Source organism: Streptomyces sp. NPDC048331, assembly GCF_043201215.1.
Lineage (GTDB): Bacteria > Actinomycetota > Actinomycetes > Streptomycetales > Streptomycetaceae > Streptomyces.
Map to the genome: position 1 here is coordinate 75,404 of NZ_JBICYT010000020.1, position 12,728 is coordinate 88,131.

17 protein-coding genes are annotated in these 12,728 nt (G+C 71.5%); 4 read left to right on the plus strand and 13 right to left on the minus strand.

Translation table 11 applies throughout. The annotated features are described in order from the left end of the window. The first annotated feature begins 194 nt into the window (after nt 1-194). Entirely contained in the window at nt 195-473 is a 279-nt protein-coding gene (locus tag ACGFYY_RS26480; RefSeq protein ID WP_393713008.1) for an SHOCT domain-containing protein, read from the plus strand. On the opposite strand, the gene ACGFYY_RS26485 is transcribed toward ACGFYY_RS26480, so the two are convergent. Then, the gene (locus ACGFYY_RS26485; protein ID WP_393713150.1) at nt 454-1,416 is read right to left on the minus strand and encodes an ArsR family transcriptional regulator; all 963 of its coding nucleotides are present in this window, start codon (nt 1,414-1,416) and stop codon (nt 454-456) included. The two genes, ACGFYY_RS26480 and ACGFYY_RS26485, sit on opposite strands and share 20 nt — an antisense overlap. A gap of 117 nt (nt 1,417-1,533) precedes the next feature. Between ACGFYY_RS26485 and ACGFYY_RS26490 the strand changes: the two genes are divergently transcribed. Continuing rightward, on the plus strand, nt 1,534-2,436 hold the full coding sequence (locus ACGFYY_RS26490; protein ID WP_393713010.1) for an aldo/keto reductase: 903 nt from the start codon (nt 1,534-1,536) through the stop codon (nt 2,434-2,436). Nucleotides 2,437-2,464: 28 nt separating this feature from the next. On the opposite strand, the gene ACGFYY_RS26495 is transcribed toward ACGFYY_RS26490, so the two are convergent. Both ACGFYY_RS26495 and ACGFYY_RS26500 read right to left on the minus strand, forming a co-directional pair. After that, a complete protein-coding gene (locus ACGFYY_RS26495; RefSeq protein WP_393713012.1) occupies nt 2,465-2,713 on the minus strand; it encodes a hypothetical protein in 249 nt (82 codons plus the stop codon). 46 nt (nt 2,714-2,759) lie between these two features. Beyond that, nucleotides 2,760-3,266, minus strand: a complete 507-nt coding sequence (locus ACGFYY_RS26500; RefSeq protein ID WP_393713014.1) for a hypothetical protein — start codon at nt 3,264-3,266, stop codon at nt 2,760-2,762. Between the two features lie 229 nt (nt 3,267-3,495). On the opposite strand from ACGFYY_RS26500, the gene ACGFYY_RS26505 reads away from it, so the two are divergent. Together ACGFYY_RS26505 and ACGFYY_RS26510 are read left to right on the plus strand one after the other, a co-directional pair. Further along, nucleotides 3,496-4,350 carry a serine protease gene (locus ACGFYY_RS26505; RefSeq protein ID WP_393713016.1) on the plus strand — a complete coding sequence of 285 codons (855 nt, stop codon included), beginning with the start codon at nt 3,496-3,498 and terminating at the stop codon, nt 4,348-4,350. A gap of 66 nt (nt 4,351-4,416) precedes the next feature. Further along, nucleotides 4,417-4,800: a toxin Doc gene (locus ACGFYY_RS26510; protein ID WP_365265789.1), complete on the plus strand. Its 384-nt coding sequence runs from the start codon at nt 4,417-4,419 to the stop codon at nt 4,798-4,800. Nucleotides 4,801-4,821: 21 nt separating this feature from the next. On the opposite strand, the gene ACGFYY_RS26515 is transcribed toward ACGFYY_RS26510, so the two are convergent. The 10 genes from ACGFYY_RS26515 to ACGFYY_RS26560 form a co-directional block, all read right to left on the minus strand. Further along, nucleotides 4,822-5,208 (minus strand): hypothetical protein, encoded by a 387-nt coding sequence (locus ACGFYY_RS26515; protein ID WP_365265787.1) that lies wholly within the window; start codon nt 5,206-5,208, stop codon nt 4,822-4,824. A 311-nt stretch (nt 5,209-5,519) separates the two neighbouring features. Beyond that, nucleotides 5,520-6,437, minus strand: a complete 918-nt coding sequence (locus ACGFYY_RS26520) for a MurR/RpiR family transcriptional regulator (protein ID WP_365265785.1) — start codon at nt 6,435-6,437, stop codon at nt 5,520-5,522. Nucleotides 6,438-6,499: 62 nt separating this feature from the next. After that, on the minus strand, nt 6,500-7,132 hold the full coding sequence (locus ACGFYY_RS26525; protein ID WP_393713152.1) for an NADPH-dependent FMN reductase: 633 nt from the start codon (nt 7,130-7,132) through the stop codon (nt 6,500-6,502). Between the two features lie 188 nt (nt 7,133-7,320). Continuing rightward, on the minus strand, nt 7,321-7,662 hold the full coding sequence (locus tag ACGFYY_RS26530; RefSeq protein ID WP_365265781.1) for a TcmI family type II polyketide cyclase: 342 nt from the start codon (nt 7,660-7,662) through the stop codon (nt 7,321-7,323). A gap of 18 nt (nt 7,663-7,680) precedes the next feature. Further along, nucleotides 7,681-8,160 (minus strand): SRPBCC family protein, encoded by a 480-nt coding sequence (locus ACGFYY_RS26535; protein ID WP_393713020.1) that lies wholly within the window; start codon nt 8,158-8,160, stop codon nt 7,681-7,683. A gap of 1 nt (nt 8,161) precedes the next feature. Then, nucleotides 8,162-8,416, minus strand: a complete 255-nt coding sequence (locus tag ACGFYY_RS26540; RefSeq protein WP_030725715.1) for an acyl carrier protein — start codon at nt 8,414-8,416, stop codon at nt 8,162-8,164. Between the two features lie 73 nt (nt 8,417-8,489). Next, nucleotides 8,490-9,725, minus strand: coding sequence for a beta-ketoacyl synthase N-terminal-like domain-containing protein (locus ACGFYY_RS26545; RefSeq protein ID WP_393713023.1), 1,236 nt, complete (start codon nt 9,723-9,725; stop codon nt 8,490-8,492). After that, nucleotides 9,722-10,993 (minus strand): beta-ketoacyl-[acyl-carrier-protein] synthase family protein, encoded by a 1,272-nt coding sequence (locus ACGFYY_RS26550; RefSeq protein WP_365265775.1) that lies wholly within the window; start codon nt 10,991-10,993, stop codon nt 9,722-9,724. The genes ACGFYY_RS26545 and ACGFYY_RS26550 overlap by 4 nt, the downstream gene beginning before the upstream one ends. After that, a complete protein-coding gene (locus tag ACGFYY_RS26555) occupies nt 10,990-11,433 on the minus strand; it encodes a cupin domain-containing protein (RefSeq protein WP_161293001.1) in 444 nt (147 codons plus the stop codon). The genes ACGFYY_RS26550 and ACGFYY_RS26555 overlap by 4 nt, the downstream gene beginning before the upstream one ends. A 163-nt stretch (nt 11,434-11,596) precedes the next feature. Continuing rightward, nucleotides 11,597-12,694, minus strand: coding sequence for a SchA/CurD-like domain-containing protein (locus ACGFYY_RS26560; protein ID WP_365265771.1), 1,098 nt, complete (start codon nt 12,692-12,694; stop codon nt 11,597-11,599). Between the last annotated feature and the right edge of the window lie 34 nt (nt 12,695-12,728).

A 12,728-nucleotide genomic window follows, 5' to 3' on the forward strand; every position in this document is an offset into this window, starting at 1 on the left:
TGTGCGCATCGCACCCCCTTGCCCCACGCGCCCCACCTGTCCCACACGTATCGACGCGCACCCGCGGGGCCTCCGGCCCGGCTACTCCCGTGGAAGTACCCGGGGTGCAGCCGGCCGTACGACGACCGACGGGGCCTTTCGGAGGAGTCTCGGGGTGAGACGAAACGTCCACGCTTCCGAGGAGATGAACCGAGATGGATACCTTCACCACCCTCGCCTACGACGGGCCCGGCCCGTGGATCCTGTTCCTTCCGCTGATCTGGGCGGCGGTCGTCGTCGGTGTGGTCACCGTGCTCCGTCGCACCGTGTGGCGTGGGCGCCGCGGTCCGGCGGCCGGGTACGGGGAGCGGTCGCCGATCGCGATCCTGGGTCGACGTTTCGCCGCCGGGGAGATCGACGAGGACGAGTACTGGCGGCGGCTGTCCGTCCTGGACGAGCAGTTCGGCCATTCCCTCAAGGACGGGACGGCGTGACCGCGGGGGCGACCAGCAGGGACTCCGCGACGGAGGTACGGGCGTACAGCACGGAGCGGCCGGCGCGGTGGGCACTGACCAGGCCGGCCGCGCGCAGCGCGGTGAGGTACTGGGACACTCCGGCGGCCGAGAGCCCTGTACGGCGCGCCAGTTCGGTGGTGGAGGCGGGGCTCTCCAGTTCGGTCAGGAGCCGGGTCCGGGAGCGGCCGAGTACGGCGGCCAGGGCCTCGGCCCGGCCGGCGGGCCGCGGTTCCCACAGGGTGCCCGTGCCGCGCGCCGGGTAGGCGAGTTGCGGTGGCTCCGGCGGCGTCACGCGCGTGAAGGGCACCGGCCCGGTGAAGACCGAGGGGATCAGCAGCAGCCCCGCGCCCGCCGTCCCGCGGGACAGGGGTCGATGCCTGCGGGAGAGCCGGAGCGCGTCGTCGCCCCAGCTCACCGAAGGGTGCAGGTCGTTGAAGAGGTGGCCGGCGCCGTGCTCGGCGGCCTGCCGGGCCCGGTGGAAGACATCGGCGTCGAGGACCGCGCGGATCCGTGCCCAGTAGGGCGCCAGGGCCAGCTCCCAGTAGGTCTCGATCTCCTCGGCGACCCGGGCCAGGCGGGCCGGCGGGTCGGCGTACAGGGTCCGCGCGCGCGGGCCGAGGCCTCCCTGTTCCTGTCGCAGCCGGTCGAGGTCCTGGCGGACCCGGGCGGTGGGCGTGGCCCGGAGCCCCTCCAGTTCCTCCGCCAGGGTGGGCGCCGGTCCGGTGGGCGCCGGGTTGAGGAAGTCCGGTACGTATCCCGAGGGCGGGATCAGTTCGGCCAGCCAGCCCCGGTCGAGGCCGGCGGCGGCCAGCCGCGGCCTCACCTGGTCGGTCCAGGGTCGGTGCACGTGGGGCGTGGCCCCGGAGGCCAGCAGTCGGTAGCTGGGTCCGACCTCCCACATCGGTGAGACGGCGAACCGCATCTGCGCAAGGTCGCTCACGGAAAACGCAAGTTCCGCCCGCACGTCCACCCCGCCCCGAGGATTCAGTCATGTCCTAATCAATGGCCTGGCAGCCTACCGGGTGCGGATCATCCGGGCATGACCTCACAGACGATGACCGCGGACGCGGCGGGCACCTGGACCCTCGGTGACCTGAAGATCAACCGGATCGGCTTCGGCGCGATGCGCCTGCCGCAGACCGGCGAGGCGTTCGCGGACGACGCCGTGCCCAGGGATCGCGGCCGGGCGATCGGCGTGCTGCGTCGCGCGGTCGAGCTCGGCGTGAACCACATCGACACCGCCGCCTTCTACTTCTCGCCGTTGCGCTCCGCCAACGAGCTGATCAACGCGGCGCTGGCCCCCTACCCGGAGGATCTGGTGATCACCACCAAGGTCGGGCCGGGCCGGGGACCGTCCGGGGAGTGGCTCGCACACGCCACCCCGGAGCTGCTGCGCGGCCAGGTCGAGGAGAACCTGCGCCAGCTCGGCCGCGACCACCTCGACGTGGTGAACCTGCGGATCGTGGGGACCGACTCCATCGCCGAGCGCTTCGGCGCGCTGGCCGAGCTCCGCGACGCGGGCCTCGTCCGCCATCTCGGCATCTCCAACGTCACTCCCGAACACCTCGCCGAGGCCCGGGCCATCGCGCCGGTGGTCTGTGTGCAGAACATGTACGGGATCGGGGTGCGGCCCGAGCACGACGGGTTCGTGCGCGCCTGCGGCGAACAGGGCATCGCGTTCGTCCCCTTCTACTCCATCGCCGGCACCGGACGGCAGGCGGGCGCGAGCGGCGCCGAGCACGCGGGGGTGCGTTCCGTCGCGCGGGCGCACGGCGCGAGCCCGGCGCAGGTACGGCTGGCCTGGACGCTCGGGCGGGGACCGCACGTTCTGGCCATTCCCGGCACGGGTGATCCGGCCCATCTGGAGGCGAACGTGGCCGCCGGGGCGCTGTGCCTGTCCGAGGCGGATCTGGCCGTCCTGGAGGCCGTGCACCACGGCTGACCGGACCGGACGGACACCCCCCGAGGCCCTAAGGGAGGTCGTCGGTCGGCGGGTCGGCCTCGTACACGTGGGGGGTGTCCCCCTGCCAGTCCAGCAGCTCGGCGCCGCCGAGGACCACGTCGTCGGGGTCCGGCACACCGGCTCGGCGCAAGAACTCGATGACGTCCTCGTCGGAGCGGGCCAGACCGAGGGACTCCTCTCCGTTCGAGGTCCGCAGGGTCACCTGGCGGCCCCCCGACGAGTGGATCCGGTGGACGACGACGGGTGCGTGATGCATACCTCCAGCCTCGCCCCGTCGGCCCGGCCCGGCACCCCAGGGGGTGTCAGGGGGTACGGCCGGCCGCGGCGGCACGGTCGGCGCGCTTGGGGATGCGGAGGGTGGAGGGGTCGGGGTAGGTGGCCTTCTCGGCCTCCAGGACCTCCTCGATCCCGGCCTTGAAGTCGGGCTCGAAGAAGTCGACGGCCAGCAGCAGCCGCAGTCCCTCCAGGGTCGGGTCGAGCAGCGGGCGGCCCATGCGGGCGCCGCCGCCGCGCAGGCCCGGGAAGCCGGCGCGGGCTGTGTCCGGTCTCTCTCCCGCGCGCTCCTGGAGGCCGGCGGCGGCGTAGCCGGCGATCAGCGCCAGTTCGGCGAGGTACTTGCGGGCCCCGAGGGCCATCTCCTCGGCGCCTTGCAGGGTCTGGACCGAGCCGCCCGCCACTTTGAAGTCGTCGCTGATCCTCTTGAGGCCGCGCGCCTCGTACACGGCGCGGGCCTCCTCGAAGAGCCGCCCCGCCTCGTCGACCGCCTTCATCGCCGTCACCAGCTGGTCGATGTCGATCTCGCGCTTCACGTTGCCTCCTGGTCCGGAACTGTGCTGGACCGACCGTAGGAGGCGGAGCCACCGGTGCGGAACACCTGTGCACGGTCCGTTATCGACGCCTTCGGTGCGGTCCGGAACCCCTCTTCCGGCACCGTCGTCAACTGGCCATGCGGTCTTGCGAGTTGAAGCCGGCGTCTCAACAATGCGCATGACAACCGGAGGATCTTCGGTCGCATTGTCCTCAGAGGGGAACCCCCACATGAACAAGCCTCTCACCGGCGCCCTGCTCTCCCTGCTCCTGCTGGGCGCGGCGGTCGGCCCCGCCGTGGCCGCGCCCACCGCACCCACGCAAACGCCCACCGCCCCCGAGGCCACCGCCCTGGCGGTCGGCTTCGCGGGCACCGTGGCCCTCAGCAACTGTTCCGGATCCGTCGTCCGCGCGCCCGGCTCCCAGCCGAACGACCTCGCGCTGGTCCTGTCGAACGGGCACTGCCTGGAGTCGGGCTTCCCGGCGGCCGGCGAGGTGGTCAAGGACCGCCCGTCCAGCCGCTCGTTCTCCCTGCTCAACTCGGCCGGGTCGAAGGTCGGTACGCTCCGCGCGAGCAAGGTCGCGTACGCGACCATGACCGACACCGACATCTCGATCTACCAACTGACCCGGACCTACGCCCAGATCCAGAGCCAGTACGGCATCACCGCGCTGACCCTCGACGGCGCCCGCCCGACCCAGGGCTCGGCGATCAAGGTGGTCTCCGGCTACTGGAAGCGGATCTACAGCTGCGCCGTGGACGGCTTCGCCTACCGCCTCAAGGAGGGCGACTGGACCTGGAAGGACTCGGTCCGCTACACCTCCGCCTGCAACACGATCGGCGGCACCTCCGGGTCACCGGTGGTCGACACGGCGACCGGCAAGGTCGTCGCAGTGAACAACACGGGCAACGAGGACGGTGCCCGCTGCACGGTGAACAACCCGTGCGAGGTCGATCAGAGCGGCAACGTGACGGTCCGCCAGGGCATCAACTACGCGCAGCAGACGTACATCGTCGTCCCCTGCATAGCCCCCGGCAACAAGATCGACCTGAACCGCCCCGGCTGCACACTGCCCAAGCCGTAGGTCGTCGTGTCCCCGCCCGACCGGAAAAGCCCCACGGCCGGGCCCCGGGCGGGGATACTCGGAGGCGTGGAACTGCACATCGATCACCGCTGGCTGCTGGAGCGGCAGGAGGCGCTGTTCAAGGACGTGGCGGTGGCCGACCACTCCGCCCTGGTCGCCGCCGTGGCCCGGCACCGGGTGAACACGCCGAGCCTGGAAGTGGACGAGCCCGACGCCTATTGGCGTGCCGCCGCCCTGCTCGACGCGATCGTGCTGCTCCGACCGCTTCCCGACTCCAACGAGTACTTCGCCTACGGGGTCGCGGTCGCGTACATCGAGGCCTCCGGCGAGGCGGTGGACGCCACCTACGACCAGTGGCGCGACCTCATCACCGACATCCGCATGCTGCGCGCCACCGTCTTCGACGTGGCGGCGCGGCTCCGGTCCTGGCAGCCGACGCAGAGGTCCTGAGGGAGGTCAGCGCCGGCGGGGTCAGCGCCGGCGCTGGGCGGGGGTGCCGACGAGGAGCGCGTCGGATACGAGGCGTGCGCCGCGGGCGAGCCGACCCAGCTGCTCCAGCTCGACGGCGTACATCCTGATCGAGTTCTCGATGACCGACTCGGCGATGCCCATGGTCGGCAGCTCGGCGCGGCTGGTCTGCAGGGCCGCCCGCACCGCGCGCATCTCGTGCTGCAACTGGAGCTGGACGTGCCGCGCGAGGAGCGCGTGGTGGCGGGTGAGGGTCAGGTAGCCGCCGTAGCGGGCCGGGAGCAGATCCCGCAGCCATCGCGTGGCCGTGCGCTCCCAGTCGTGCGTCCCGGGCGCCTTGACCTGCATGGGCCAGTCAGGGCTGAGGGTATACGTGGCCGTCTGAGGCATTCTCGTCACTTCCGAGTGGTGTCGAACTCTGATCGAGACGTTCTGGGGGGCGGCCTCGGCCCAGGGGTTGACCGAGGCCGCCATGGGCGCTCTGCGGGGATCCGAAAGCCTGGACCCGACACGCGGTCGCGACCTGAGGAGGTTCGTCGTACCGCGAGTACGTTCGGGAGGACATGGGGGTCCTCCTTGGCATCTGGTGGATCCGGAGCGCCGTCGTCAGTAAACATATATACCGTCGAGTAAGCAAGGGTATGAAAAATTTCATGCACTTCGAGGGCTGAATATCGCCTGGTGAACCAGGCCCGGAGGGGCTAGAGGAAGAAGCCGTGCTGGTCGGCCACGTGCTCGTAGCTCTCCAGTCTCGCCTGGGTCCGCTCCGGGTCCGCGTCGGCCATCGCCTGCAACAGAGCCGCCGACAGCATGCCGGGTGCCGCGTACGAGTCGAAAACCAGCCGGGATCCGGTCCCCGCGGTCAGGGCCACGTCCGCCTCGTCCACCAGCGGTCCCAGGGTGGGGTCCGTGATCAGGACCACACGCAGCCCCGTACTGCGGGCGGCGCGGATGGCGGCCAGGGTCTCCTTGGCGTGCCGCGGCATGGCGAAGGCCAACACCCAGGTCCCACCGGCGGCCCTGGACTGCAGCAACGCGTCGAAGGCGACGCTGCCGCCCCGGGTCACCAGGCGTACGTCGGGGTGGATGCGCCGGGCCGCGTACGCGAAGTACTCCGCGAGCGAGACCGAGATGCGCAGCCCCAGGATGGTCAGCGGCACCGAGGCGGCCAGCTCACGGCCGATGTCCAGCACCTGGTCGGTGTCGGCGAGCAGCCTGCGCACGTTCTCCAGGTTCTCGATCTCGGCGTCGACGGCTTCCTGGAGCTCGTTGCGGCGGATCTGCGCGCGGGTGTCCGGCGCGCCGGCGACGGCGCTGAGCGCGATCGGCTGCAGCACGTCGCGCAGGGCGGGATAGCCGCTGAAGCCGAGGGAGGCCGCGAAGCGGGTCACGGACGGCTGACTCACGCCCACCCGCTCGGCCAGTTCGGTGATCGAGAGGAACGCCGCTTCGGTGAGGTGGTCGATCAGGTACTGGGCGATGCGCCGCTGGCCCGGCGACAGGCGGCGGCCGTCGAAGAGCGCGAGGAGCCGGTCGGCCGGAGGGCGGACCTCTTCGGACGACTGGCTTCCGCGTGTGATCGCAGCCGCTTGTGCGCGTGCCTGCTGCCCCGACGACACTCGGGCCTCCCTCACTCCGTCACTCACGCTCAACATAGCTCACGCCTCGTGGCCGATGATGATCAGTCCTGGGCGCGTGAGGTCACGGGAGCGTCGGTGCGGTCGCCCAGGAACTCGTACCAGCGGCGCTGCAGGCACAGGTAGCGGGTGTCGGCCTCGACGAGGTTCAGGAAGGAGTCGATCGTGGTGGTGAGCCGCTCGCCGAGGCCCTGGTCGGTGAGGGCTCCGTCCTCGGTGAACGCGTGGTGCGCGCCGGCCAGGCTGAACATGTCCGGGTAGACGCGGGCTCCGAGGTGCTCCAGCGGTACGCGCAGGGCCCAGAGCCCGCGGTTGCCGCCGACCATCGAGGGCGAGGCCGACACCAGCAGGGTCTGCTTGTCCTTGAAGGGCTGGGGGCGGTAGCGCGAGACCCAGTCGATGGCGTTCTTCAGGACACCCGGCACGGAGGCGTTGTACTCGGGCGAGGCGATGATCAGCGCCTGCGCGGCCCCGATCCGCTCACGCAGGGCCAGGGCCCCTTCGGGCAGTCCCTCCTCGGCCTCCGCGTCGCCGTCGTACGGCGGCATCGGGAAGTCGCCGAGGGTGACGGCCTCCGCGGTGGCGCCGGCCAGGGTCACCAGCCCCGCGACCAGGGAGCCGAGGCGGACGTTGACCGACCCGCTCCGGGAGGACCCGGACAGGACGAGCACGTGCAGGGATCCGCGGGCGGCGGCGCCGTCGTGCGGACGGGCCGGATCGGTCGGGAAGTGATCGCTGTCGGTCGGGTTCATACCGCTCCTCCTGCTCTTCGCTCCGTACGGGAACGCCTGGCCCGGCCGGTACCTCGGGCCACGCGCGGCGGGACCCGCACACCTCGGCGTGCGGGTCCCGTCCGGGCCGCGGGTCACCTCGCGCCGGGGTTCTCCCAGCGGTAGAACTCGTGGGCCATGGCGTCCTTCGGACTGCGCCAGGTGTCCGGGTTGTGCGGGCTGATGTAGGCGGTCAGCCGGTCGCTGAGGTCCCGGAACTCCGGGTGCTCGGTGACCTTCGCGATGGCCGGGCCGGGCGGCCGGTCCGACTCGATCAGGTGCAGGTAGACGTCGCCGAACTGGAACAGGCTGCGGCGCGAGACCCCGACCAGGTGCGGGAGTTCACCCGCGTCGGAGCCCGCGAAGAGCTCGGCGATGTCCGGCGCCGATCCCGGCGCCATCCGGGCGACGATGAGAGCGCGGTGCGGCTGGTTCATCCGTGCGTGCCTTTCGTCTCAGACTCGACTGACGGCGGGGGCGCGGCCCTCGCGCTGACGCTTCTCGATCTTGTCCCGGATGAGCGCCATCTGGATCGGTGAGTTGCGGTTGATGTTGTCCGTCATCCACACGTCGTCGACGGGGGCGTCCGGCTTCATCGCGAAGTCCTGGGTCCACTTCATCCGGGTGCCGCCGGGCACCTTGAAGTACTGCCAGTGGATGTCCATGTGCGCGAACGGGCCGGTTTCCACCCGCCGGGCACGGACCGTGAGGCCCTTGCGGTCGACGGTCCGCTCCGAGACCCAGCTCCACACCTTGCCGTTCTCGTCGGGGTGCATGGTCAGGCGGAAGCGGGTGGTGTCGCCCTGCTCCTCGAGGATCTCGAGGGAGGCGTACTCGCTGAACAGGTGCGGCCAGCTGGGGAGATCGTTGGTCATCTCCCATACGACGTCCACGGGCGCGTTGACGGTGATCTCGTTCTCGGTGTGTCCAGGCATCTCAGGCTCCGGTCATCAGACTGTGGTTGACGAGGTCGAGGAATTCCCCGGGGGTCTTGCAGCGGTCGGCGTGGGTGGGCAGAGCACGCCCCCGCCGGTTCTCCAGTTCGCCGACGATCCCGAGCAGGCCCAGTGAATCGAGGCCGTACTCGTCGAAGGCGGAGTGCGGGCGGCTCGCCAGCTCGGTGGGATCGACGGTGATACCGGCCTTCTTCATGAGCGCCGCCAGTTCCTCCAGGGTCAGCCGGTCGGACATCTTGGTTCTCCCTTCTTCCCAGGAGCCCTTACGAGCCCCACGAGCCTTTCGGGTCCTACGAGCCTTTCGGGTCCTACGAGCCCGACGAGCCCTTGCGGACGACGAGTGCGGAGTTCGACCCCATCCGGCCGCGGCTGAGCACCAGTGCGGTACGCAGTTCCGCGGTGCGGGCGCTGCCCGTCACCACGTCGAGGTCGTGGCAGACGTCGTAGACGTTCGGGGTCGGCGGGACGATGCCGTGCTCCAGGGCCAGCACCGCGGCCGCGGTGTCGAGGGCGGGAGCGGCGCAGTACGCCCTGCCGGTACCGGACTTGGGCGCCGTGACCGGCACCTTCCGCCCGTGCGCGCCGAGGGCGTCGGCGATGGCGGCCGCCTCGGCCGCGTCGGCCTCCGGGGTCCCCATGGCGTCGGCGAAGACCACGTCGATCTCCTCGGGCGCGCAGCCGGCTTCCCGGAGGGCGCCGCGCACGGCGTGGGCCAGCCCCTCGCCGGACTCGTCCCGCTGCCGGGTGCCGGTGAAGGTCGCGCCGTGGCCGGCCACGACGGCCCGTACGGTGGCGCCGCGGCGCCGGGCCTGCGTCTCGTCCTCGACGACGAACATCGCGCCGCCCTCGGCGGGGACGAACCCGCAGGCCTTGTCGGTGAACGGCCGGTAGGCGCGCTCGGGGTCGTCCTGGGTGCTCAGGCCGTCGTACTCCAACTGGCAGACGATGGAGTACGGCGCCAGCGGTGCCTCGGTCGCCCCGACCAGCATGGCCCGGCTGCCCTGGCGGATCCCGCGGACGGCGTGCGCGAAGGCGTCCAGACCGCCCGCCTCGTCGCTGCACACGACCCCGCACGGGCCCTTCAGCCCGCGCCGGATGGAGATCTGGCCGGTGCTCGCCGCGTAGAACCAGGCGATCGACTGGTACGGGCCGACGAAGCGCGGCCCCTGTTCCCACAGGTGCTGCAGTTCGCGCTGGCCGAATTCACCGCCGCCGGATCCGGCGGCGGTGACGACGCCCACGGAGAAGGGGTCGCCCTCGTAGTCGGCCCGGCCGAGCCGGGCGTCCTCCAGGGCGAGGTCGGCGGCGGCGAGCGCGTGGTGGGTGAAGCGGTCGGTCTGGACCAGGAAGCGGTCCTCGACCAAGGCACCGGGGTCGAAGCCCCGTACCTCGCCCGCGACGCGCAGCGGCAGGTGCTCGCAGCCCGCCCGTGTGACCCGGTCCAGCACGCTGAGGCCGGACTGGGTCGCCTTCCAGAAGGCGTCGGCGCCCACGCCGTTGGGCGCGACGACTCCGATGCCCGTGATGACCGTACGGCTGGTCACGAGACCTCCTCCTTCGGCCGGGTCATGACCACGGCGGACTGGAATCCGCCGAAGCCGCTGCCCACCGAGAGCACGCTGCGCAGCTTCCGGCCGCGGGCGACACGGGGTACGTAGTCCAGGTCGCACTCGGGGTCGGGCGTCTCGTAGTTCGCGGTCGGCGGTACCACCTGGTGGGTCATGGCGAGTACGCAGGCCGCGAGTTCGATGGCGCCGATCGCGCCGAGGGAGTGCCCCACCATGGATTTGATGGAGGTCATCGGCGTCTTGTAGGCGTGGTCGCCCAGGACCCGCTTGACCGCGGCGGTCTCGTGGCGGTCGTTCTGCTTGGTGCCGGAGCCGTGCGCGTTGACGTAGTCGATCTCGTCGGCGGCGACGCCGGCCTCGGCGAGGGCGCATTCGATGGCGCGGGCCATCTCCAGGCCCTCGGCGGTCAGCCCGGTCATGTGGTGGGCGTTGCCGAAGGTGGCGTAGCCGCCGATCTCGCAGTAGACGGTCGCACCGCGGGCGCGGGCGTGTTCCAGCTCTTCGAGTACCAGGACGGCGCCGCCCTCGCCGAGGACGAACCCGTCCCGGTCGGCGTCGAACGGCCGGGAGGCGTGGGCCGGGTCGTCGTTGTTCGGCGAGGTCGCCTTGATGGCGTCGAAACAGGCCACCGTGATGGGCGATATGGGTGAGTCGGAGGCGCCCGCGATGCAGACGTCCATCCGGCCCTCCGCGATGGAGTGCACGGCGTAGCCGATGGCGTCGAGTCCCGAGGTGCAGCCGGTGGAGACGGTCTGGACCGGGCCCCGCGCACCCGTCTGCTCCGCGACGGCGGAGGCAAGGGTGGCGGGGGTGAACGCCCGGTGCAGGAAGGGGCCGGCCCGCTTGTGGTCCACGTCCCACCAGGAGCCGGACTGGCTGACGGCCACGTAGTCGTGCTCCAGCCGGGTGGTGCCGCCGACCGCCGTGCCGAGGGAGACTCCGGTGCGCCAGGCCTCGTCCGTGGTGAGGTCGAGTCCCGCGTCCTTCACCGCCTCCCGGGCGGCGACCAGGGCGAACTGGATGTAGCGGTCGGCCCGGTCCGCCTCGCCCGGTTCGAGGCCGTGCGCGGCAGGGTCGAAGTCGACCTCGGCGGCTATCCGGGAGCGGAACCCGGCCGGGTCGAAGAGGCTGATCCCGCGGGTCGCCGTACGGCCGTTGGAGAGCAGGTCCCAGAAGTCGCGGACGCCGATCCCGCCGGGTGCGACGACACCGACACCGGTGACGGCCACCCGCCGGCGGGTCACGAGACCGCTCCCGTACGGTCCGGGGGCTGCTCCCACGCGGTGCCCTCCGGGTGCGGGGCCTGCTCGGTGTCCACGTGGCCGAGCTCGGGGCGCGGGGCCAGCGGGCCGAGGTGGAAGACCATGCGGGCCTCGGTGTCGCCGACGTTGCGGAAGCGGTGGCGCACGTTCAGCGGAACCAGGAGTCCCTGGTCGGTGCGCAGCGGGTGGGCCTCGCCGTCGAGGTCGACCTCCAGGCGGCCGCTGACCACGTACACGAACTCCTCGGAGTACGGGTGGTAGTGCTCGGCGATCGACTCACCGGGGGCCATGATCGCCAGACCCATGAAGCCGCTCGTGGAGCCCACGGAGGTCGGGGTGAGCACCGCCCTCAGGTCTCCGCCGCGCCGGCGGTTGGGGGGCGTCTCGCTGAGGTCCACGATGCGTGGGCGCTGTTGGGTCATGGCGGGTTCCTCCTGCGTGTGGGGAGAGCCTGGGTGCGGATGGATGGGGATCGGGGGTGGGGCCGGTGGCTGGGACGGGCCCGGGGTGGACCGGACCGACCGGGCCGACCGGACGCGCCGGGCGGGCGTGCCGCGCCGGACGGACCGGGCGGGCCGGGGAGGATCAGGAATCCGCGGGTGCCCGACGGTCCGTGATCAGGTTCATGGTGTGGCCCGTGGCACGGACCCGCCTGCCGGCCCGGGCCGTCAGCCGGTCGAGCACCGCCGCCTTGCGCGGTCCCGATACGCCGAAGGTGGTGTCGGGCTCGGCGTCGAACGGGCCGCGGACGTCGATGAGCCGGACGACGATGTCGTCACGCTGGAAGATGCTGCTGCTCCGAACGGGGCTGCCAGGGTTCCGTGCGGCCTCCTCGTCCTGCCGGGCCAGGAACTTGGCGAGCGCGGCGCCGCAGCCGGGCTTGGCCGGGTAGAAGAGCGCGTGCCGCTGCACGTCGGCGGACTCGGGCTCGGGTGCGGCGATGTGGTGGACCGCCGGGAGCGCGGCACGCATGAAGAACATGCGGGCGGACTCCGGGTCGTTCAGGTTCCGGTCCTTCTCCAGGTGCGGGTTGAGCGCCTCCTCCGCCGCCCGGACCCCGGGCTGCTCGGAGACGTGGCGCAGGGCCGTCATCAGGTCGCCCTGGACCTCCACCGTGCGCACGACGCGGTTGCCGTACATGAACAGCGAGGTCCGGCAGAGCCGGGTGTGGTCGTCGACCCGGGCCTCCGGCGAGGTGTAGCTGGAGAGGATGGCGGCGACCTCCTTCTCGCTGCCCGGCTTGACGGTGAACGTGAGGGCGTGGCGCACGATGCCCGCGCCCAGCCGGGGGGTCTTCTGCAGGCGTGCCTCGACCGGGCGGTCCGCCTGGCCGTAGCCGCGGCCGGTCTCGCGCAGGACGGTGAACTTGAGCGGGCGCATCGCGCGGGCGCACGCGCCGAGCGGCTTCACCTGTTCGGCGTGATGCTCACTGTTGACCCATGCGAGGTACTGCGGGGCACTCTCCCACTCACTCGTGATGAGCCATTGGGAGGGATTCTCGAAGGACTGGCACAGCTGGTCGCTGATGTGGCCCGGAACCGACGCGATGTCGTGGCGGAGCTGTTCGTACGCCTCGAAGAACTGCTGCTGGGTCCCCTCGTGGAGATCCATCAGCAGGACGACCCGGAGCATGGAGCCGTCGAAGGCTGACTGCGACACCCGTTCGGACAGGGTGGTTGTCATCTACTCACTCCTTCATGAGGGGGTGGAGATCCAT